Origin of the sequence: Puerhibacterium puerhi (assembly GCF_009846865.1) — a bacterium.
Lineage (GTDB): Bacteria > Actinomycetota > Actinomycetes > Actinomycetales > Cellulomonadaceae > Puerhibacterium > Puerhibacterium puerhi.
In genome coordinates this window covers 159,150-179,881 of record NZ_WUWN01000001.1, presented here as the reverse complement: position 1 = coordinate 179,881, position 20,732 = coordinate 159,150, and the positions used below count along the sequence as shown (strand labels likewise).

Genomic DNA, 20,732 nt, shown 5'->3' with positions numbered 1-20,732 from the left:
TGATGGACGTTACAACGTTGTAGAATAGCCTGCCGTCCCACTCGAGGAGGAGTCCCATGGCGGTCACGATGCGCGACGTGGCGAGCAAGGCCGGCGTCTCGATCAAGACGGTCTCCAACGTGGTCAACGGCTACCCGCACATCCGGCCGGGAACCCGGGACCGCGTGCAGCGCGCCATCGACGAGCTGGGCTACCAGGTCAACCTCTCCGCCCGCAGCCTGCGCCAGGGGCGCACCGGCATCATCGGCCTCGCCCTCCCCGAGCTCGTGCTGCCGTACTTCGCCGAGCTGGCCGACTCGGTCATGCGCGCGGCGGAGCGGCGCGGCCTCGTGGTCCTCATCGAGCAGACCGGGGCCGTTCGCGAGCGTGAGCTCGAGGTGCTGCGCAGCGAGCGGCGCCGACTCACCGACGGCTTGCTCTTCTCGCCGCTGGCCCTGGAGCCCGAGGAGACCGCCGTCCTCGACGTCGACTACCCGATGGTGCTGCTCGGCGAGCGGATCTTCGGCGGCCCGGTGGACCACGTGACGATGGCCAACGTCGACGGTGCCCGCGCCGCCACGGCGCACCTGGTCGCGCGCGGGTGCCGGCGCATCGCCGTCGTCGGCGTGCACCCGGGCGAGCGGATGGGATCGGCCGCGCTGCGCCTCGAGGGTTACCGGGCCGCGCTCGAGGACGCCGGGCTGCCGTTCGACCCGGCGCTCCAGGGGGAGGCGGGCCAGTGGCACCGGTCCACCGGCGCCGAGGCGATGAACCGGCTGCTGGACGCCCGGGTCGAGTTCGACGGCGTGTTCGCGATGAACGACGCGCTGGCGCTGGGCGCGCTGCACGTGCTGCACGCCCGGCGCATCGCGGTGCCCGGCCAGGTGGCCGTCGTCGGGTTCGACGACGTGGACGACGCGCGGTACGCCGAGCCACCGCTGAGCTCGGTCGCGCCCGGCCGCGAGCAGATCGCGCAGACCGCCGTGGACCTGCTCGTGGAGCGGATCGCCGGGTCCGAGGTGGCGCCGCGGCGGGTCGTCGCCGACTTCGAGGTCGTGGCCCGGGAGTCGACCGCGCGCTGACCGCGGGGCGCTCGTCGTGCGCCCGGGCTGAGATCCAGGTCACGTTTCGGTCTCGACGTCGACCGCCTCTTGCCGTGGCGCTCTGCAACGATGTAGAAATCCTCCGACGGGTCGCCCTACAACGATGTACAGGGGTGGCTCCCGACTCGAGGAGGAGTCCGATGGTCAACGATGTCGCCACCCCGGCAACCGTCCGCGCGGCGCCCGTGGTGCGCAGGAGACGGGTGGGACGCCGGCCGGCGGCCGGCGGCTCGCCGGCGAAGAACCTGCTCTACTCGCGCAAGGCCGCGCCCTACGTCTTCGTGCTGCCGTTCATCCTGACGTTCGGCATCTTCTGGGCGTTCCCGCTCGGCCGCTCGTTCCTCATGAGCACGCAGCACATCCTCCCGGGCGTCACGGAGAACGTCGGGCTGGACAACTTCGAGCGGCTCGTCGGCGATCGCCTCTTCTGGCTCGCCATGGGCAACTCGCTGCGGTACACCCTGCTGACGCTGGTGCTGCTGATCCCGATCCCGCTGGTGCTGGCGGTCTGGGTGAACTCGCGGATCGGCTCGCCCAAGATCAAGGCGTTCTTCAAGTCCGCGATGTTCGTGCCGGCCCTCACGTCGGTGGTGGTGGCCGGTATCGTCTTCCGGCTCATGTTCTCCGAGAGCGAGACGGCGCTGTTCAACCAGGTCATCGGCGCGTTCGGGCTCGAGCCGGAGAAGTGGCTCAAGAACGACCTCACGGGCCTGCTCGCGCTGCTGCTCGTCGCGATGTGGCGGTGGACCGGCGTCAACATGATGTACTTCCTGGCCGGCCTGCAGTCGATCCCCGCGGAGTACTACGAGGCCGCCGAGCTCGACGGCGCCTCGCGCTGGCAGACCTTCCGCTACGTGACGCTGCCGCAGATGCGGCCGACGATCATCTACGTCCTGACGATCTCCGTGTACGGCGGCATGGCCATGTTCCTCGAGAGCTTCATGCTCTACGGCGGCAACAACTCCCCGCAGAACATCGGCCTGACGATCGTCGGCTACCTGTACCGGCAGGGCATCGAGAAGAACGACCTCGGGTACGCCTCGGCCGTCGGCGTCGTGCTGCTCCTGGTGATCCTTGCCATCAACATCACCCAGCTCGCCTTCAACGGCATGTTCCGCAAGGGGGCAACCCGATGAGCACCACCGCCGTCAAGACTCGTAGCCCGCGCGTCGTCGCGTCCGCGCCCACCCGGGCGCCGAAGCGGGGCGACCGCTCGCGGTCGGTCCTCATGGGGCTCGCCTTCGTCGTCGTCGCCCTCCTGGCCCTCGTCCCGTTCTGGGCGATGTTCATCGGCACGTTCCAGGACGGCAGCCTGCTGATCCGGTACGGCCTCAACCTCGGCCTGAACCCGGCCGACGCGAACCTCGACAACTACGCGATGCTCTTCACGGACTCGGGGCCGTACTTCGGCTGGTTCGCGAACTCCGTCATCGTGACGGTGGTGCAGGTGGTCGGCACCCTGCTGGTGAGCGCGTTCGTCGCGTACGGGTTCGTGATGTACGAGTTCCGCTTCAAGACCCCGCTGTTCATCTGCGTCCTGGTCATCATGACCGTGCCGTTCGAGATGTTGATGCTGCCGCTCTACGTGCAGACGAACGCCATGGGCCTGGAGGACAGCTACGCCGCGGTGATCCTGCCGTTCCTCGCGCAGGCCACCACCATCTTCTTCTTCCGCCAGTACCTGCTCGGCATCCCGACGGAGATCCTCGAGGCCGGCCGCGTCGACGGTGTCACCGAGTACGGCATCTTCTTCCGCCTCGTCCTGCCCCTGATGAAGCCGGCGATGGCCGCGATGGCGATCCTCAACGGCATGGCCACGTGGAACAACTTCCTGTGGCCCCTGCTGGTGCTGCGCTCCCCGGAGAAGTACACGCTGCCGATCGGCCTGAACACCCTGCTCACGCCCTACGGCAACAACTACTCGCTGCTGATCGTGGGGGCGTTCTTCTCCCTGATCCCGATCCTCCTGCTGTTCCTCGCGTTCCAGCGGTTCTTCATCCAGGGCATGACGGCCGGAGCGGTCAAGGGCTGACCTGCCCACCCCCATCCCCGCACGTGGACCACGCGGACGTGGCCACGGCACCGATCGAAGGAGATCACCATGAAGGTCTTGCGACCGCTGGCGGCGCTCGCCGTCGTGGCGGCCACCGCCCTGGTGGGCGCGTGCGCCCAGCCGGCGTCCAACCAGCCCTCGGACGAGTACTCGTCCACCGTCGACCAGAAGGCCGGCGAGGACGCCACGACGCTGACGCTGTGGACGTTCGTGGAGCTGCACGGCAAGTTCTACGAGACCATGGCCGCCCACTGGAACGAGCAGCACCCCGACGAGCAGGTCAAGCTCGACGTCAACGTCATGCCGTACGACGACATGCACAACAAGCTCCAGCTCGCTCTCACGTCGGGCGAGGGTGTGCCGGACCTGGTGGACATCGAGCTCGGCAAGTTCCCGAACTTCACCAAGGGCACGCCGGCGCTCGAGGACCTCACGAGCTACGCCGAGCCCTACCGGGACGACCTGGTCGAGGCCCGCCTCGACCTGTACTCGAAGGAGGGCAAGACCTACGGCTTCGACTTCCACGTCGGCACCACCCTCGCCTTCTACAACACCGAGCTGCTCGAGGGCGCCGGGATCGACTACACCACGATCCAGACCTGGGACGACTTCAAGGAGGCCGGGGTGAAGTACCACGACGCCACCGGCAAGGCCTTCGGCACTGCCGACACCTCCGCGCAGTGGCAGGCCAACCTCCTGCTCGGCCAGCTCGGCGGCGACTACCTCGACGCCGACGGCAACGTGACGGTCGACAGCCCGGAGGTCGTGCAGGCCTTCGAGATCCTCAAGGACCTCCAGGACTCCGGCGCGGTCGCCGTGCCGCCGGGCGGGCAGCCCGACACCGAGGAGGCGTACGGCGCGATCAACAAGGGCGACTTCGCCGCGATGATCATGCCCGAGTGGTTCATGTCCCGGTTCACGGCGTACATGCCCGACCTCAAGGGCAAGATCGCGATCGCCCCGGCCCCCGTGGTCGAGGGCGCCGAGGTCAAGACGGTGGGCGGCGGCGGCACCGGCACGGCCGTGCCGTCGGTCGGCGAGCACAAGGAGCTCGCCGCGGAGTTCATCGCCTATGCCAAGCTGTCCAAGGACGGCAACGAGGAGATCTGGCGGACGCTCGGTTTCGACCCGATGAACACCTCCATGTGGCAGGACGAGGCGATCACCCACGACCCGGAGAACGAGTACGTCCAGTACTTCACGACCAACCCGTTCGACAGCCTCAACGCGGTGAGCGACTCCATCGGCCTGCTGGTCTCGGCCACGAGCCCGAACGCGCCGTCGGTGAACAACCTGTTCACCACGGAGACGCTGAACGACATCTTCGAGTCGGGCACGCCCGTGAAGGACGCGCTCGCCCAGGCCCAGTCCGACCTCGAGAACGAGCTCGGACAGTGAACCGCGGCCGGGCCCGGGCGTCCCGCCCGGGCCCGGCCGTCCTCGCTCGTCACCTGGCCGGCCTGACCCCTCGTCCTGACCTCCGCCCTGGCCCTTCGTCCTGATCTGGAGCCGTCTGTCATGCTCTCTGCCTCCGTCACCGTCGACCCGGCGTTCGTCGTCGGCCCCGTGCGCCCGCGCACCTTCGGCTCGTTCGTCGAGCACCTCGGCCGCTGCGTCTACACCGGCATCCACGACCCCGGCCACCCCACCGCCGACGAGGACGGCTTCCGCGGCGACGTCCTCGACCTCGTGCGCGAGCTCGGCGTCACCACCGTGCGCTACCCGGGCGGCAACTTCGTCTCCGGCTACCGCTGGGAGGACGGCATCGGGCCCGTCGGCGAGCGGCCCCGCCGCCTCGACCTCGCCTGGCACTCCACCGAGCCGAACCTCGTGGGCGTCGACGAGTTCGTGCGCTGGTGCGCCCGGGCCGGCGTGGAGCCGATGATGGCGGTCAACCTCGGCACCCGCGGCGTGCAGGAGGCCCTGGACCTGCTGGAGTACTGCAACGTCCCGGGCGGCACCCGCTGGTCGGACGAACGGCGCAAGAACGGGGCCGAGGACCCGTACCGCGTGAAGATGTGGTGCCTGGGCAACGAGATGGACGGCCCGTGGCAGATCGGCCACAAGACCGCGCACGAGTATGGGCGCCTGGCCACCGAGACGGCGCGGGCGATGCGGATGGTCGACCCCGGGGTGGAGCTGGTGGTCTGCGGGTCGTCCGGCTCGCAGATGCCGACGTTCGGGGAGTGGGAGCACGTCGTGCTCACCGAGGCATACGAGCACGTCGACCACGTCTCGGCCCACGCCTACTACTGGGAGGAGGACGGCGACCTCGCCTCCTTCCTCGCCTCGGCAGTGGACATGGACCACTTCGTCGAGTCGGTCGCGGCCACCGCCGACGCCGTGCGCGCCGCAGGCAAGCACTCCAAGCGGATCAACATCTCGTTCGACGAGTGGAACGTCTGGTACCAGAAGCGCGCCGAGTCCCGCCCGCCGTCGGGCGACGACTGGCCCGTGGCCCCGGTCCTGCTCGAGGACCGCTACAACGTGGCCGACGCGGTCGTCGTCGGCTCGCTGCTCATCAGCCTGCTGCGGCACACCGACCGGGTGCACGCCGCCTCGCTGGCGCAGCTGGTCAACGTGATCGCCCCGATCATGACCGAGCCCGGCGGTCGCGTGTGGAAGCAGACGATCTTCCACCCGTTCGCGCTCACCGCCCGCCACGCGCGCGGCGAGGTGCTGCGCGTCGCCGTGGACGCGCCGGTGCACGAGACGGCGAAGTTCGGCGAGGTGAGCGCCGTCGACGCCGTCGCCACCCACGATGCCGAGACCGGCGACGTGACGCTGCTGGCCGTCAACCGCTCGACGACCGACCCCGTCGCGCTGGACGTCGACCTGCGCGGATTCCCCGGGCTGCGGGTGGTCGAGGCGCTGACGCTCGCCAACCCCGACCACACCTGGGCGGCCACCGCCGACGACGACGCCTCGGTGGCGCCGCGGCCGAACGCCTCGGCCACGGTGGTCGACGGGCGCGCCGTCGCCCAGCTCCCGCCGGTGTCGTGGAGCGTGGTGCGCCTGGCGCGCGCCTGACCTGGGCGGTGGCCGGCCGATATCCTCGGCCGGCCACCGACCTGGAGGACAGATGGTTCCCGCCCCGCAGTACCCCCCGCCCGTGCCGAGCTGGGAGGCGCCCCCGCTCATGGTCGTCGGCCTGGGCGTGGCCCTGGTGTCGATGCTCTTCTTCGTCTGGGCCTGCCTCGGGGCGCCCGGTGTGATCCGCCGGTCGGGCGGCTTTCCGCTCGCGCTGCTCGTGGTGCCGGTGGCGCTGGCCGTCGCCGGCGGGGCGGTCGGCTACGTCGCCGACCGCGCGGAGCGGGCTCGGCTGGACGAGCTCCGGGCCGCCCGGGCCGCGCAGGTCGAGCAGATCGAGGCGCGGACGATCGCCGCGGTCGAGGACGCCTACGACGTCGAGGTGCGGCAGCACTGGTTCGTCCCCGACGAGGGGGAGGACCGGGTGGAGGTCACGCTGCCCGACGGGCGACACGTCGACGACTGCACGCTGCGGGCCGACGACGGGGTGCTGACCCTCGAGTGCCCGCCCGCCGGCTGACGCGACGGGTCCTTCTCCCCATCGCGGCGCAGCCCGCACGGCCGGTACGCTCCGGCGCGGAGACGTGAAGGAGGGGGCATGGGGGACCGGTTCGAGGTCGACACCACGGCGCTGATCGAGGGAGGCTCGTCGCTGCGCGTGGTGGCGGCCGAGTTCGCCGACGCCGGGGCGCGCAGCACGCGGGCCGCCGACGCCGTCGGGCACGACGACCTGGCGGACGCGATCCGCGAGTTCGAGCGCGGCTGGGACGGGCGCCGCCAGCAGATGCTCGAGCACATCGCCGCGCTCGCCGAGCAGTGCCAGGGCGCCGGCGAGGAGATCGAGCAGCTGGACCGCGACTTCGCCGCGGCGCTGCTGGGGGAGAAGTCGTGACGCGATCGATCGAGTGGTACCTCGACACCGGCACCGAGCCCGTGCCCGGCGACCCCGACACGGTCGCCGCCGTGGGCCAGGAGTACGGGGACGTCGCCCAGGCGATCCGTACGGCCGCGAGCCGCCTCGAGGCCATCGCGGCCGCCGCGGCGGAGGGTGGCGCGGACTTCCTCGAGGCGATCCGGGAGAAGGCGACCACGGTCGCACAGGACGTCGGCAAGGCCGAGGAACGCTACGACGAGACCGGGGCCGCGCTCGTGACCTACGCGGGCGCGCTGCGCGACGCCCAGAGGGAGGCGTCCGCCGCGCTGCAGAAGGCCGGCGGCGCGCGCCAGGCGGTGCACGAGGCGCAGGCGCGCCGCGACCAGTACTCGGACCCCGCCGTGCAGGAGTCCCTGCCGGACGCGGTGACGCGGGTGCAGCTCGCCGAGGACGACCTCGCCGGAGCCCAGGGCGCGCTCCAGGCCGCGCAGTCGGACCTGGACGAGGCCGTCGCGGCGCGCGACTCCGCGGCCCGCACCGCCGCCGCGGTCGTGCGCGGTGTCATCGAGGCCGACGGCCTGAACGACGGGTGGTGGCAGGACGTGCGCGGCGTGGTCAACGCCATCACCGACGCCGTGGGCAAGATCGCCGCCGTCGCCGGGATCCTCGCTCTCGTCCTGTGCTGGGTCCCCGGGCTGGGCCAGGCGCTCGCGGCCATCGCGCTCATCGCCGGTGCGATCTCGTTCATCGGCGAGACGCTGAAGCTCGTCAACGGCGAGGGCGACTGGGTCAGCTGGGGCCTCGGGCTGCTCGGGCTGGTCACGTTCGGAGCCGGCCGCGTGGTCGGGACGACCCTCAAGCTCGGCGCCAAGGGCGTGCAGGGCACGGCGCGCGTGCGCGCCGACGCGCTCGTGCGCGCCACCCGCGGGTCGCGGGGCGTGCGGTCCGCGGTGCGGCGGATGCTGGGCGGCCGTGGTATCCCGGGGATCAAGGAAGGTGAGCGGGCGATGGACGCGTTCGTCGCCCGCCCCGGGCTCTGGCGGATCACCCGGGACGCGCTCGCACCGCGGGCGGTCGCCCGGGGGTTGTGGGACGACCTGCGGGGCTTCGGCCAGGTGGCAGGCTTCGTCCGCCACCCGGTGGTGACGTGGCGATCTGTCGTCGAGGGCACGGCCGGCCTGCAGCGGGCGACGGCGCTCTTCGGTGCGTCCGCCGAGGCGCGGGCGATCAGCTCGATCGCCGCGGCCGACGACGCCGTGCGCGCCGCGCCCGAGGTGGCCGGCGCCGTGCGCTACGCCAACGCCTCGGCGGCCGGGCTCGTGGGCAACTCGGCGCTCGCTGGGACCAGCGAGGTCTACCAGCGCTTCCGCGACGTCCAGCAGGGCAAGACCGACTGGCTCGACTTCACGCCGGACTCGCCGGCCGACGCCCTGAACCTGCGCTGACCGGCGCGGCGGGAGAAGGAGCACGCAGCATGCCCACGATCACCGACGTCGACCTCGGCCTGCCCGAGGGCTGGGTGGGGTGGCGGACCGGCGCGGCCGCCGAGGCCGAGGAGGTGGTGCGCGCGCTCGGCGCGCCCGACGTCGTCACCCGCGCGCGCACCCAGGCGGTGCGCGAGCTCGACGCGATCCTGGCCGCGGAGGGCCGCTTCGGCGGAGCGGTCTGGGTGCCGGACCCCACCGACGGGCCGTGGGGACAGCTCACCGTCACCCTGTACGCCCCCGCGCCCGGCGAGGCGGTCACCCCGCAGGACCTGGCCGCGCGGCTCGCCCGGCCCCGGCGCGAGCCGGGCTCGCGCGTCTTCGACTACTCCGTCGCCGTCGGCGAGGCGGAGGTCGGCCCGATGGTCGTCCAGGTGGAGGTGCGGGGCGAGGCGGGCGACGGCGTGATCACCAGCAGCGTCGCCCAGACCATCTTCCCCGTGGGCGGCGACGAGCTGGTGCGGGTCGTGTACACCACGGGCCGGCCGGCCGTGTTCGAGCGGCTCGCCCAGGAGTCCCTGACGATCGGGGCGTGGCTCACCGTGGAGCGTGAGGGCTGATGGCGGCACCGACGACGGTCCGCCCGACCGGCGACCTCGGGCTGCTGCTCCCGGCCGACTGGTGGGTGGTGCCGCTCACGGACCGCCGGGCCATGCGCCGCTCGCTGGCCGCGCTGGCCGACCGGCAGTTCGGCCGCCCGGACCGCCCCGTGCCGCTGAAGCACCAGACCCGCCAGGCCCTGGAGCGGACGGCGGAGACGGCCGCGGCCGCCGGTGGGAGGATCCTCGCGATCTCCCTGATGACGGTGCGGGAGCGGCCCCTGACGATCACGCTCACCACGTTCCGCCAGCCGCCGCCGTCGCGGGTCGCGGGACCGTCGCGGCTCGAGCGGGTGGCCGAGAGGCTGCGCGCCGGCGCGGCGGAGGGGACGGAGGTGCTGCTCGGCGAGGGTCCGGCCGGCCCTGTGCTGCGGACGGTGACGGTCGAGCGCGGCCCGGCGGAGCTCGGCGCCCAGGACATCGACCAGCTCGTCGTGCGCTACCTCGTCGACGTCGGGGACCGTCAGGGCCACTTCGAGGCCGTGTTCGCCTCGCCGCACGTCGAGCTCCGTGAGGGGCTCCTCGACCTCTACGACACGCTCGTGGCGTCGGTCGGGCACGTGCCCTCCCCGGACGACCCGCACGAGGGGCCACAGGCCCCGGGCGCCGGAGGTGCGGCGTGAGCTGGTTGGTCGCCGTCGGGGTCATCGTGCTCGTCGGTGTGCTGGTGAACGTGATCATGCGGGCGCAGGCCCGGCGGCTGGAGGCGCGGGTGCGCGCCGCGCGGCCGGGGTGGACCGTGCGCCGGGGGCACGTCACCGCCGAGCTGAAGAGCGCCCTCGCGGCCGACGGCGTGTACCGCACCGAGCTGCGCAACCTCGCCGGGTCGGACCTCGTGGTGGCCGCCGGGCCGGACGGTCTCGAGCTGTGGTGCCCGCCGGGCAAGGAGCCCCTCCTGCGGTGCGGATGGCGCGACGTCGCCGCGGTCACCGACGGCCCCGCCACCACGTGGGAGTTCACGCAGGTCCCCGCCGTGCGGGTGCACACCCGGCACGGCGTGGCGATCCCCCTGGTGCTGGCCGACGGGCGCAAGCGCCACACCTGGGTCGACGAGGACGAGGTCGCGGCCGTCGTCGCCCGGCTCCGGGCGCTGCGCGACGCGCAGGAGGCGCAGGGCTGAGCCGCCGCCGGCGGGCCTTGTCAGCGGGCGGGCGACGCGGGACCGTTCCTCCATGGGGTTCGACTCCGCCGCGGCGAGCGTCCCGCTCGCCGTCCGGGTGCGCGGCCTGCGCGTGGTGCGCGGCGGGCGCGCCGTCGTCGACGGGCTGGACGCCGACGTGCCCGCCGGGCAGGTGGTGGGCCTGCTGGGCCCGTCCGGCTCGGGCAAGACGACGCTGATGCGCGCCGTCGTCGGCGTGCAGGACCACGTGACCGGCGACGTCGAGGTGCTGGGGGAGCCCGCGGGCTCGCCGGGGCTGCGCCGCCGGGTCGGCTACGTGACCCAGGCGGCGTCGGTGTACGCCGACCTCACGGTGGCGGAGAACCTGGCCTACTTCGCCGCGCTCGCCGGGCTGCGCGGCGCCGCCGCCCACGACGCCGTCGCGCGCGCCGTCGCCGTCGTCGACCTCGGCGGGCACGAGCGCCAGCAGGTCGTCACGCTGTCGGGCGGCGAGCGCTCGCGCGTCTCGCTCGCGGCCGCCCTCGTCTCGTCGCCCGAGCTGCTCGTGCTCGACGAGCCCACCGTGGGCCTCGACCCGGTGCTGCGCCGCGACCTGTGGGCGACCTTCCGGCGCCTGGCCGCCGGCGGCGCCACGCTGCTGGTCTCGAGCCACGTCATGGACGAGGCGACGCAGTGCGACCGGTTGCTGCTCCTGCGCGACGGCGCGCTGGTCGCCGACACCACGCCCGAGCGGCTGCTCGCCGAGACCGGGGCGCCGGACGCCGAGCGGGCGTTCCTCGCGCTGGTCGAGCGGGACGTGTCGACCCGGGGAGGGCGATCGTGACGCTCGCGGTCTTCACCGCCCGGCGCGTGCTCGGCCAGCTGCGGCATGACCACCGCACCGTCGCGCTCATCCTGGTGCTGCCGTGCCTCATCGTCGGGATCATCGCCTGGATGTTCGAGGGCACCACGGTGCTCGACCGGTTCGGCCCGGTGGCCGTGGGCTTCTTCCCGCTGTTCGTGATGTTCCTGGTCACGAGCGTGACCACGCAGCGCGAGCGCAGCTCCGGCACCCTCGAGCGGCTGATGACCACCCCGCTGCGCAAGGGCGACTTCGTGGCCGGCTACGCGCTCGCCTTCGGCGGGCTCGCCCTGCTGCAGGCGCTGGTCGTCGTGGGCTTCGCGGTGTGGGTCGGCATGGACGTGGCCGGGTCGCTGGAGCTCGTCGTGCTGGTGGCGCTGCTCGACGCCGTGCTCGGCAGCTGCCTGGGCCTGGCCGCGTCCGCCGTCGCCCGCACCGAGTTCCAGGCGGTGCAGATGATGCCCGCGGTGATCGTGCCGCAGCTGCTGACCTGCGGCCTGCTCATGCCGCGCGACCAGATGCCGGAGGTGCTCGAGTGGGTCTCGCGCGTGCTGCCGCTGACCTACGCCGTCGAGGCGCTGCAGCAGCTCGCCGCGGGCGAGGGGTGGGCGGACGTGCGCGGCGCCGTCGGCGTCGTCGTGCTGTGGATCGTCGGGTCCGTGGTGCTCGGCATGCTCACGCTGCGGCGGCGCACCGAGTGAGCCGGCGACGTCGCGGCGGGCGCCGACCGCGGGCTCACGGGCGCGAGGAGAACCGCTCCAGCAGGTCCGCGTGGCCCGAGCAGACGATGAGGTCGTTGGCGCTGACCCGGGTCTCGGGGGTGGCGTACTGGAACTCGATGCCGGGCGACTTCACGCCGATGACCGTCACGCCGTACCGCTGGCGGATGTTGGCCTGGGCGAGCGTGAAGCCCTGCATCTCCTTGGGCGGGCGCATCTTGACGATGGTGAACCCGTCCTCGACCTCGATGTAGTCGAGCATCCGGCCGCTGACCAGGTGCGCCACGCGCGAGCCGGCGTCGGACTCGGGGAACACCACGTGGTGGGCGCCGATGCGCTGCAGGATGCGGCCGTGCTCCGAGCTGACGGCCTTGGCCCAGATCTGCGGCGTGCCCAGGTCGACGAGGTTGGCGGTGACGAGCACGGAGGCCTCGAGGGACGAGCCGATGCCGACCACCGCCACGCCGAAGTCCTTGGCGCCGAGCTGCTCGAGCGCCTCGGGGTTCGTCGCGTCCGCCTCGACCAGCGGCAGGCGCCCCGACCACTGCGCCACCAGGGTGGCGTCCCTCTCGACCGCGAGCACGTCCTGGCCGAGCCGGTCCAGGGTCGCGGCGATGGCCGAGCCGAAGCGGCCGAGGCCGATGACGAGCACGCCGGCGTCGCGCTCGGGCGCCTTCTTGTCGGGCACGGGGTGTCCTTTCCGGGTCTGCGAGGGTCTGCGGCGGGGCGTCGGGTAGCGCCTCAGCCGATGATCGGCCGCTCCTCCGGGAAGCGTACGATGCGCCGCCGGTCGCGCAGGGCCAGGGCCGCGGCGAACGTCACGGTGCCCGTGCGGCCCACGAACATCAGCGCGCACAGCACGTACTTGCCGGCGTCGGGCAGGTCGGGCGTGAGGCCGGTGGACAGGCCCACGGTGGCGAACGCCGAGATGCACTCGAACAGCACGACGTCGAGCGTCGCGCCGGTGATCTGCAGCAGCGCGAGCGACGCGACGAGCACCGCCGTCGCACCCACGAACACCACGGCGATGGACAGGCGCAGCGTGTCGCGGGGGATGCGCCGGCCGTACGCCTCGATGTCCCGGTCGCCGCGCGCCTCGGCGAGGATCGCCAGCAGCATGACGGCCAGCGTGGTGACCTTGATGCCGCCGCCGGTGGACGCCGAGCCGCCGCCGACGAACATCAGCGCGTCGCTGATCAGCCAGGTGGACTCGTGCATGCCGGCGACGTCGACGGTCGAGAACCCGCCGGAGCGCGGCATGACGGCGGCGAACAGCGAGGCCAGCACCTTGTCGCCCAGGCTCAGCGGGCCGAACGTGCGCGGGTTGGCCCACTCCAGCGCGGCGACGAGCACCCAGCCCACCACGACCAGCGCGGCGCTCGTGGTGATCGTCAGCTTGGTGTGCAGCGACCAGAACCGCGGGTGCAGCCCACGGCGGCGCGTCACGGCCAGCACGTTGAGGATCACGGGGAAGCCCAGCGCGCCCACGAAGACGCCGAGGATGATCGGCAGGCACAGCAGCCAGTCGCCCGTGTACGGCATGAGGCCCTCGGGCGTCGGCACGAACCCGGCGTTGTTGAACGCCGAGATGCCGTAGAAGATCGAGTGCCAGGCGGCCTCGCCCAGCGTCTCGTTGAGCACCACGAACCGGGGCAGCAGCAGCAGCGCGATGAGCAGCTCGAGCGACGTCGAGGTCACGATGACGACGCGCACCAGCGAGCCCACCTCGCCGAGCTTCTCGGTCTTGGTCTCCGAGGCGGTCAGGATGCGCTGTGTCAGGCCGATGCGGCGGGAGACGGCCAGGCCGAGGATCGACGCGAGGGTCATGATGCCGAACCCGCCGACCTTGATGCCCACGAGGATGACGACCTGGCCCCAGGTGGACCAGTAGGTGGCGGTGTCGACGACGGTCAGGCCGGTGACGCACACCGCGGACACCGCGGTGAACAGCGCGTCGACGAACTTCGGGGGCTCACCCGAGGCCGTCGCCCAGGGGGCCATGAGCAGCGCGGTGAACAGCAGGCAGACGCCGAAGAACACCGTCACGGCGAGCCGGGCGGGCGACTGCCGGGCGAGGCGGTCCACCAGCTCCCGGCCGGCGAACAGACCGTCCCTGACCCGGGCCACGGCCACCTCCTCGAACCTCGACGCTGCACAGCCGATCCATGCTCCCACGTGCGCGGGTCCCCGGTGGGCTACGGTGACGGGCATGCCCGTCGCCCGGCTCGTGTGGAGCCCCGAGCTGTTGCAGTACGACTTCGGCCGCGGGCACCCCATGGCCCCCGCCCGGCTCGACCTGACCATGCGCCTGGCGGCCGAGCTCGGGCTGCTCGAGTCGCCCGACCTCGAGGTCGTCGCGGTGCGCCCCGCGCCGGACGCCGTCGTCGAGACCGTGCACGACCCCGGCTACGTGGCGGCGGTGCGGCGCGCCGACGCCGAGGGGGTGGCCGACCCGGCCCGCGGCCTCGGCACGGAGGACGACCCGGTGTTCCCAGGCATGCACGAGGCGGCGGCCCGCCTGGTGGCGGGCTCCGTGGACGTGGCGGAGGCCGTGTGGCGCGGCGCCGCGACCCACGGGCTGAACATCGCCGGCGGGATGCACCACGCACGGCGCGACGCGGCGTCGGGGTTCTGCATCTACAACGACGCCGCGGCGGCCGTGCAGCGCCTGCTCGACCTGGGCGCGCAGCGCGTCGCCTACGTCGACCTCGACGCGCACCACGGCGACGGCGTCGAGCAGATCTTCTGGGACGACCCGCGGGTGCTCACCCTCTCGGTGCACCAGGACGGCCACACGCTGTTCCCGGGCACGGGCGGCCCGGCCGACGTCGGCGGCGGGGGCGCGGAGGGCAGCGCGGTCAACGTGGCGCTCCCGCCGCGCACCGCCGGGCCGGCGTGGCTGCGCGCCGTGGACGCCGTGGTGCCGGCGGTGCTGCGCGAGTTCCGGCCCGACGCGATCGTCTCCCAGCACGGCGCCGACGCCCACGCCCGCGACCCGTTGTCCGACCTGCGGGTCTCCGTCGACGCCCAGCGCACGGCCGCGCAGTGGGTGCACGCCCTGGCGCACGAGCTGTGCGAGGGCCGGTGGGTGGCGCTCGGCGGCGGCGGGTACGCCGTCGTCGACGTGGTGCCGCTCGCGTGGTCCGCCCTGCTCGCCGAGGCGCTGCACACGCCGCTGCCGCGCGGCGCGGAGCTGCCGGAGCACTGGCGCGGCGTCGTCGAGGAGGTCTCCGGGCTCGAGGCGGCCGGGCACCTGGGCCGCGGCGAGGTCGAGTTCACGCCCTGGCGCGCGGGCTACGACCCCGCCGACGACGTCGACCGCGCGGTGCTGGCCACGCGGCGGCACGTGTTCCCGCTGTGGGGGCTGGACCCCTACCAGGACTGAGCGGAGCCGACCGGGGCCGACCAGGGCTGACCAGGCCTGACGTCCCCGGGGCGACGGCCCGCGACGGGCGGCCGCGCACGCCGCGGCACCCCGGCCGCGCTCCGGATTTCGGCGCGGTCGGGCGACCGGGTACCCTGGGGGGCGGACTTTTCTGTGTTGGTCGACCGCGTCGCTGCAGTTCCGCAGCGCCGGGTGGGGCCAACCGGTTCCATCCGCTGCCCGGCCTCGCGCCGGCCGTCGACCGATCAGATTTGTGAGGACCGCATGGGCTCCGTCATCAAGAAGCGCCGCAAGCGCATGGCGAAGAAGAAGCACCGCAAGCTGCTTCGCAAGACGCGTCACCAGCGCCGCAACAAGAAGTGACGTGACGCCCGCGACCGCGGGCGCAGCGCACCGAGCCCGGGCCCGGCTCCATTCGGAGCGGGTGCCGGGCTCGTCGCGTCCGGGGGCTGGCCGCGTCGCCGGCGGCGTGCCAGGGTGTCGGTCACGAGCGGGCGCGCCCGGGCTCGCCGGGCGCTCGCGGACGAGCGAGGGGAGCGGCCGGTGAGGCTGGCCTGGGCGGAGCCGGAGGACCTGCTGGCCCACGAGCTGGTGCAGGCCGCCGACGAGGGCCGGGACGTCGCCGCCGTGCGGGCCCGCTGGGTCGCCGCGGGCGGCGAGGCGGTCCCGGCCGCGAACGGCGCCGGCCCCGAGCCCGCGCCACCGGCCCTGCGCGCCCTGGCCCGCGCCCTGCTGGACGAGGTCGCCGCGCTGCCCGCCGCGCCGGCGCCCGCCGAGCCCGACGACTGGGCGGCCATCGAGGCGCTGCTGCCGCCGCCCCCCGACCTGCCCCGCCCCGACGAGCGTCACGCCGCCCGGGTGCTCGGCGCGTGGACCGGCAGGGCGGCCGGCTGCCTGCTCGGCAAGCCTGTCGAGGGCACACCGCGCGCGGGCATCGAGGAGATCGCGCGGGCCACCGGGCGCTGGCCCCTCGACCGGTGGTTCACCGCGGTGGGCCTGCCGCCCGCCGTCGCCGCGCGCTGGCCGTGGAACCGCTCGGCGTCCGTCGCGCTCGAGGAGACGATCGCCGGGACCCCCGAGGACGACGACCTCGACTTCCCGATGCTCGCCGTCGAGCTGCTCGAGCGGCACGGGCGCGGCTTCACCACCGACGACGTCGCCGCGCTGTGGCTCGAGGCGCTGCCCGCGGCGCGCGTGTTCACCGCCGAGCGGGTGGCCTACCGCAACCTGCTCGAGGCCCGCCCCGTCCCGGAGACGGCGACCTACCGCAACCCCTTCCGCGAGTGGATCGGCGCGCTGATCCGCGCCGACGTGCTGGGCTGGACCAACCCGGGCGACGTGCGCACCGCTGCCCGCCTGGCCTGGACCGACGCCCGGCTCAGCCACACCCGCAACGGGCTGTACGGGGCGCAGTGGGCGGCCGCCCTCGGGGCCGCGGCCACCGTGTGCGACACCGTCGGCCAGGTGCTCGACGCGGCGGCGGCCGCCGTGCCGCCCGGCAGCCGGTTGGCCGCCGCCGTCGCCCGGGGCCGCGCGCTGGGCGAGGCCTGCGACGGCTCCGAGGCCGCCGTGCGTGCCGGTCTGGACCGGCTCCACGCCGAGCTCGGGCACCTGCACTGGGTGCACGTGCTCCACAACGCCGCGGTCGTCGCCTTCGCCCTCGCGGCCGGGCGCGGGGAGTTCGGCGCCAGCGTGGGGATCGCCGTCACCGCCGGCTGGGACACCGACTCCGACGCCGCCACGGTGGGCGGCGTCGTCGGGGCGCTGCGCGGCGCGGGCGGCATCGGCGAGCGCTGGACCGGCCCGCTCGACGGGCGGATCGCGACCACGCTGCCCGGCGGGGAGCGGCGCATCGCCGACCTGGCCGCCCGCACGGTGGCGCTCGCCCGCGCCGACCGCCCCGCCGGCGGCGCACCGTCGCCGCGGGCCGGGGGTCCGCGGTGACGGCACCGGCGGACCGGACGGCGGGCCGGGTGGTCGTGGTCGGGTCGGCCAACGTCGACCTCGTCGTGCCCGTGCCACGGCACCCGGCCGGCGGCGAGACGGTCCTCGGCGGCGCGCTGCAGCGCAGCCCCGGGGGCAAGGGCGCCAACCAGGCGGTCGCCGCCGCCCGCGCCGGCGGCGCCGCGACCACCTTCGTCGGGGCGCTCGGCCGCGACGCCGCCGCCGACCTGCTGCTGGCCTCGCTCGAGGCCGCGGGCGTGCGCACCGACCTGGTGGCCCGCGCGGCGGGCGCCACCGGCACCGCGCTCGTCACGGTGACGCCCGACGGCGAGAACGCCATCGTCGTGGCGCCCGGCGCCAACGCCGAGGTGCGCGTGGGCGGCCCCGAGGCCGCCCGGATCGCGGCGGCGGACGTGGTGCTGGCCCAGCTTGAGGTGCCGCTCGACGCCGTCGCCGCCGCGGCGCGGGCCCGCCGCGCCGGCGCGCTGCTCGTGCTCAACGCCGCGCCGTCGGCGCCGCTGCCCGCCGACCTGCTCGCGGAGGTCGACGTGCTCGTCGTCAACGAGCACGAGGCCCGCGACCTCACCGGCCTGGGCGGCGGGGCGGCCTCGGACGGCGGGCCGGCGGCCGCCCCCGCGGAGCTGGCCGCCGCGCTGCTCGAGCGCGTGCCCGCCGTCGTCGTCACGCTCGGCGGGGCGGGCAGCCTCGTCGCCGAGCGGGGCGACCCGGCGCCGGCAGCCGTCCCGGCGTTCCCGGCCGCCGTGGTCGACACCACGGGCGCCGGCGACACCTACTGCGGCGTGCTGGCGGCCGCCCTGGCCCGCGGGGAGGGGCTCGTCGGCGCGGCCCGGCTCGCCGCGGCCGCCGCGGCGCTCGCCGTCGGGCGCCCGGGGGCCCAGGAGGCCGTGCCGGCGGCTGCCGAGGTGCTGGCGCTCGTGGCGCGGTCCTAGCGGCGCGCGCGGTGGCTCCGGCTCAGCGGCGCGCGCGGTGGCTCCGGCTCAGCGGCCCTCGATGCGGCGGCGCACCTGCCGGCGTACGGCGCGGGCCACCAGGCCCAGCACCCAGGCCGCGCCTGCCCACGACGCCGTCCGCACGCTGCGGCGCGCCACCCGCTGGCGCCGACCGCGGAACTCGCGGATCGGCCAGCCCACCTCGCGGGCGTGCCGGCGCAGCCGCACGTCGGGGTTGATGGGGCAGGGGTGGCCGACCGTGTGCATCATCGGCAGGTCGTTGAGGGAGTCGCCGTACGCGTAGGAGGCCTGCAGGTCGAGGCCCTCGCGCTCGGCGAGCTCGCGCACCGCCTGCGCCTTGACCTCGCCGTGCATGAGGTCGCCCAGCAGGCGCCCGGTGTAGTACCCCTCCTTGTGCTCCGCGACGGTGCCGAGGCAGCCCGTGGCCCCCAGGCGGCGCGCGATGAGCCGCCCGATCTCCACGGGCGTCGCGGTGACGAGCCACACCTGGTCGCCGGCCGCCAGGTGCTCGTCCAGCAGCCGCTTGGTGCCGGGGAAGATCCGCAGCTCCAGGACGGTGTCGTAGACCTCCTCGCCCACGGCGGTGACCTCGGCCACCGACCGGCCCGCGATCAGCGCGAGCGCCCGCTCGCGCACGGTGTCGATCTGGTCCTTCGACTCGCCGAACGCGACGTAGCGCGCCTGGATCCAGGCGAAGCGCAGCAGGTCGCTCGTGCCGAAGAACCTGCGCCGGTACAGCTCGCGCGCCAGGTGGTAGGCGCTCGCGCCGCGGATCACCGTGTTGTCGACGTCGAAGAACGCGGCGGCCGGGCGGGCAGCACCCTCGGGTGCGGGCGTGCTGGCGGCGTCCGACATGCCGCCCACTGTAACGGCGGCCACCTCGGCCGGTGCCGCGACCGGTGCCCCCACGCCGCGGCCGCGCGCGTACGCTGTGCTGGTGAACGAGCCGCAGACGCAACCAGGCGCGCGCGTCGTGCTCTTCACGCGGACCGGCTGCCACCTGTGCGACGCGGCACGGGAGGTCGTGGCCCGTGTGTGCGAGTCGGCCGGGCAGCAGTGGCGCGAGGTGGACATCGACGGGGATGCCGGCCTCGCGGACCGCTACGGCGAGTACGTGCCCGTCGTCGAGGTGGACGGCGTGCAGCAGGGCTTCTGGCACGTCGACGGCGACAGGCTGGCCCGCCGGCTCGCGGCCCCCGGTCCGGCGCAGGGCGCGCGCCCGTAGGGAGGGGACATGATCGAGATCGGAGAGGTGACGGTGCCCGCCGCCACCGTGGCACGGCTGCCCTACTACCTGCGCGCCCTGCGCGACCTCGCCGCCCGCGGGGTGCGCACGACGTCCTCCACCGAGCTCGCCGAGGCCTCGGGCGTGGGCCCGGCGCAGCTGCGCAAGGACCTGTCCTACCTCGGGTCGTTCGGCACCCGCGGGGTGGGCTACGACGTCGGGTCGCTCGACGCGGTGATCACCTCGGCCCTCGGCCTGACGTCCGAGCACCGGCTGGCCATCATCGGCGTCGGCAACCTCGGCCTGGCGCTGGCGAACTACTCCGGCTACGCCTCGCGCGGGTTCCAGGTGGCGGCCCTGCTCGACGCCGCCGACGAGGTCGTGGGCACCACGACCGGGGGGCTCACCGTGGAGCACGTCGACGACCTGGAGGCCGTGCTCGAGCGCGAGGGCGTGACCATGGTGGTGCTGGCGACGCCCGGGCCGGTGGCCCAGGGCATCGCCGACCGCGTGGTGGGCGCCGGCGTGCGCGAGATCCTGTCGTTCGCGCCGGTGGCGCTGCAGGTGCCCGACGACGTCGTCGTGCGCTCCGTGGACGTCGGCGGCGAGCTGCAGATCCTCGCCTTCCACGCCGCGGCCCGGGCCGCGACGGCGGCGCGCGCCGTCTCCTGACGCCGAGATAGAGAGCTCTCCCGCCGAAGTAGAGAGGCCCCGCCCGCCGCGGATGTCACGCGGCGGGCGGGGCCTCTCTACTTCGGCGCCGGGGGTCTCTATCTCGGCGCCGGGGGTCCCGGAGGGGCTCAGGCCTGCTTGATGGCCGAGATGTCGAGCGCGATCTTGACCTTGTCGCCGACCAGGAAGCCGCCGGTCTCCAGCGCGGCGTTCCAGGTCAGGCCGAAGTCGGCGCGCTTGATCTCGAGCTCGGACTCGAAGCCGGCGCGGTCGTTGCCGAACGGGTCCTTGGCGGTGCCGGCGAACTCGGTGGGCAGCTCGACCTGCTGGGTCACGCCGTTGATCGTGAGGTCACCGATGACGATGTGGTCGTCGTCGTCGACCTTGATCGCGGTCGAGGTGAAGGACCAGGTGGGGCGCTCCTCGGCGTGCCAGAAGTCGGCGCTCTTGAGGTGGGCGTCGCGGCCGGCGTCGCCCGTGTTCACCGACGCGGCGTCCAGCTCCGCCGTGACCGAGGAGGACTCGAGGTCGTCGCCCACCGTGATGGTGCCGGCGGTGATCGCGATCGAGCCGCGCACCTTGGCGATGCCGGCGTGACGGACCGTGAACGAGGCGGTCGAGTGGCTGGGGTCGATGGCGTAGGTACCGGTGGTGAGGCCAGCGGGCAGGGCGGTCATGGATGCTCCTCGTCGTGTCGGGGGCCGACGGGCGTCGGCGGCACTGCGGTCAGCAT

23 protein-coding genes are annotated in these 20,732 nt (G+C 74.1%); 19 read left to right on the top strand and 4 right to left on the bottom strand.

Going from position 1 to position 20,732, the window contains the following annotated elements:
* Positions 1 to 56 precede the first annotated feature (56 nt).
* The 13 genes from GSF02_RS00880 (at position 57) to GSF02_RS00820 (ending at position 11,784) form a co-directional block, all read left to right on the top strand.
* Positions 57 to 1,061 (top strand): LacI family DNA-binding transcriptional regulator, encoded by a 1,005-nt coding sequence (locus tag GSF02_RS00880; protein ID WP_159791788.1) that lies wholly within the window; start codon positions 57 to 59, stop codon positions 1,059 to 1,061.
* Between the two features lie 161 nt (positions 1,062 to 1,222).
* On the top strand, positions 1,223 to 2,218 hold the full coding sequence (locus GSF02_RS00875) for a carbohydrate ABC transporter permease (RefSeq protein ID WP_159791786.1): 996 nt from the start codon (positions 1,223 to 1,225) through the stop codon (positions 2,216 to 2,218).
* Positions 2,215 to 3,114, top strand: coding sequence for a carbohydrate ABC transporter permease (locus GSF02_RS00870; RefSeq protein ID WP_159791784.1), 900 nt, complete (start codon positions 2,215 to 2,217; stop codon positions 3,112 to 3,114). Before GSF02_RS00875 ends, GSF02_RS00870 begins: the two co-directional genes overlap by 4 nt.
* A 69-nt stretch (positions 3,115 to 3,183) precedes the next feature.
* On the top strand, positions 3,184 to 4,533 hold the full coding sequence (locus GSF02_RS00865) for an ABC transporter substrate-binding protein (RefSeq protein WP_159791782.1): 1,350 nt from the start codon (positions 3,184 to 3,186) through the stop codon (positions 4,531 to 4,533).
* A 120-nt stretch (positions 4,534 to 4,653) separates the two neighbouring features.
* Positions 4,654 to 6,165, top strand: a complete 1,512-nt coding sequence (gene arfA, locus GSF02_RS00860; protein WP_159791780.1) for an arabinosylfuranosidase ArfA — start codon at positions 4,654 to 4,656, stop codon at positions 6,163 to 6,165.
* Positions 6,166 to 6,217: 52 nt separating this feature from the next.
* Positions 6,218 to 6,685: a hypothetical protein gene (locus tag GSF02_RS00855; RefSeq protein ID WP_159791778.1), complete on the top strand. Its 468-nt coding sequence runs from the start codon at positions 6,218 to 6,220 to the stop codon at positions 6,683 to 6,685.
* 78 nt (positions 6,686 to 6,763) lie between these two features.
* A complete protein-coding gene (locus GSF02_RS00850) occupies positions 6,764 to 7,057 on the top strand; it encodes a hypothetical protein (protein ID WP_159791776.1) in 294 nt (97 codons plus the stop codon).
* Positions 7,054 to 8,484, top strand: a complete 1,431-nt coding sequence (locus GSF02_RS00845; protein WP_159791774.1) for a hypothetical protein — start codon at positions 7,054 to 7,056, stop codon at positions 8,482 to 8,484. The genes GSF02_RS00850 and GSF02_RS00845 overlap by 4 nt, the downstream gene beginning before the upstream one ends.
* 29 nt (positions 8,485 to 8,513) lie before the next feature.
* Positions 8,514 to 9,083 (top strand): hypothetical protein, encoded by a 570-nt coding sequence (locus tag GSF02_RS00840; protein WP_159791772.1) that lies wholly within the window; start codon positions 8,514 to 8,516, stop codon positions 9,081 to 9,083.
* Complete coding sequence (locus tag GSF02_RS00835) at positions 9,083 to 9,745, top strand: hypothetical protein (RefSeq protein WP_159791770.1); 663 nt, start codon at positions 9,083 to 9,085, stop codon at positions 9,743 to 9,745. The genes GSF02_RS00840 and GSF02_RS00835 overlap by 1 nt, the downstream gene beginning before the upstream one ends.
* On the top strand, positions 9,742 to 10,242 hold the full coding sequence (locus GSF02_RS00830; RefSeq protein ID WP_159791768.1) for a hypothetical protein: 501 nt from the start codon (positions 9,742 to 9,744) through the stop codon (positions 10,240 to 10,242). Before GSF02_RS00835 ends, GSF02_RS00830 begins: the two co-directional genes overlap by 4 nt.
* Before the next feature lie 52 nt (positions 10,243 to 10,294).
* A complete protein-coding gene (locus GSF02_RS00825) occupies positions 10,295 to 11,065 on the top strand; it encodes an ABC transporter ATP-binding protein (protein WP_159791766.1) in 771 nt (256 codons plus the stop codon).
* Positions 11,062 to 11,784, top strand: coding sequence for an ABC transporter permease (locus GSF02_RS00820; protein WP_159791764.1), 723 nt, complete (start codon positions 11,062 to 11,064; stop codon positions 11,782 to 11,784). Before GSF02_RS00825 ends, GSF02_RS00820 begins: the two co-directional genes overlap by 4 nt.
* Positions 11,785 to 11,818: 34 nt before the next feature.
* Here GSF02_RS00820 and GSF02_RS00815 read toward each other — a convergent pair whose 3' ends face one another.
* Both GSF02_RS00815 and GSF02_RS00810 read right to left on the bottom strand, forming a co-directional pair.
* Positions 11,819 to 12,490, bottom strand: a complete 672-nt coding sequence (locus GSF02_RS00815) for a potassium channel family protein (protein ID WP_159791762.1) — start codon at positions 12,488 to 12,490, stop codon at positions 11,819 to 11,821.
* Between the two features lie 53 nt (positions 12,491 to 12,543).
* A complete protein-coding gene (locus tag GSF02_RS00810) occupies positions 12,544 to 14,013 on the bottom strand; it encodes a TrkH family potassium uptake protein (protein WP_159791760.1) in 1,470 nt (489 codons plus the stop codon).
* Here GSF02_RS00810 and GSF02_RS00805 point away from each other — a divergent pair.
* The 4 genes from GSF02_RS00805 to GSF02_RS00790 all read left to right on the top strand — a co-directional run bounded on the left by GSF02_RS00805 (position 14,012) and on the right by GSF02_RS00790 (position 18,081).
* Positions 14,012 to 15,187 (top strand): acetoin utilization protein AcuC, encoded by a 1,176-nt coding sequence (locus GSF02_RS00805; protein WP_159791759.1) that lies wholly within the window; start codon positions 14,012 to 14,014, stop codon positions 15,185 to 15,187. The two genes, GSF02_RS00810 and GSF02_RS00805, sit on opposite strands and share 2 nt — an antisense overlap.
* 264 nt (positions 15,188 to 15,451) lie before the next feature.
* Entirely contained in the window at positions 15,452 to 15,550 is a 99-nt protein-coding gene (locus GSF02_RS00800) for a 30S ribosomal protein bS22 (RefSeq protein ID WP_003792170.1), read from the top strand.
* Positions 15,551 to 15,730: 180 nt separating this feature from the next.
* A complete protein-coding gene (locus tag GSF02_RS00795) occupies positions 15,731 to 17,131 on the top strand; it encodes an ADP-ribosylglycohydrolase family protein (RefSeq protein WP_159791757.1) in 1,401 nt (466 codons plus the stop codon).
* Positions 17,128 to 18,081: a PfkB family carbohydrate kinase gene (locus tag GSF02_RS00790; protein WP_159791755.1), complete on the top strand. Its 954-nt coding sequence runs from the start codon at positions 17,128 to 17,130 to the stop codon at positions 18,079 to 18,081. The genes GSF02_RS00795 and GSF02_RS00790 overlap by 4 nt, the downstream gene beginning before the upstream one ends.
* A 48-nt stretch (positions 18,082 to 18,129) precedes the next feature.
* On the opposite strand, the gene GSF02_RS00785 is transcribed toward GSF02_RS00790, so the two are convergent.
* On the bottom strand, positions 18,130 to 18,957 hold the full coding sequence (locus GSF02_RS00785; RefSeq protein ID WP_159791753.1) for an HAD family hydrolase: 828 nt from the start codon (positions 18,955 to 18,957) through the stop codon (positions 18,130 to 18,132).
* A 79-nt stretch (positions 18,958 to 19,036) separates the two neighbouring features.
* On the opposite strand from GSF02_RS00785, the gene GSF02_RS00780 reads away from it, so the two are divergent.
* Complete coding sequence (locus GSF02_RS00780) at positions 19,037 to 19,327, top strand: glutaredoxin family protein (RefSeq protein WP_235915298.1); 291 nt, start codon at positions 19,037 to 19,039, stop codon at positions 19,325 to 19,327.
* A 9-nt stretch (positions 19,328 to 19,336) separates the two neighbouring features.
* Complete coding sequence (locus GSF02_RS00775; RefSeq protein ID WP_159791749.1) at positions 19,337 to 19,999, top strand: redox-sensing transcriptional repressor Rex; 663 nt, start codon at positions 19,337 to 19,339, stop codon at positions 19,997 to 19,999.
* 128 nt (positions 20,000 to 20,127) lie between these two features.
* Here GSF02_RS00775 and GSF02_RS00770 read toward each other — a convergent pair whose 3' ends face one another.
* Complete coding sequence (locus tag GSF02_RS00770) at positions 20,128 to 20,676, bottom strand: YceI family protein (protein ID WP_159791747.1); 549 nt, start codon at positions 20,674 to 20,676, stop codon at positions 20,128 to 20,130.
* Between the last annotated feature and the right edge of the window lie 56 nt (positions 20,677 to 20,732).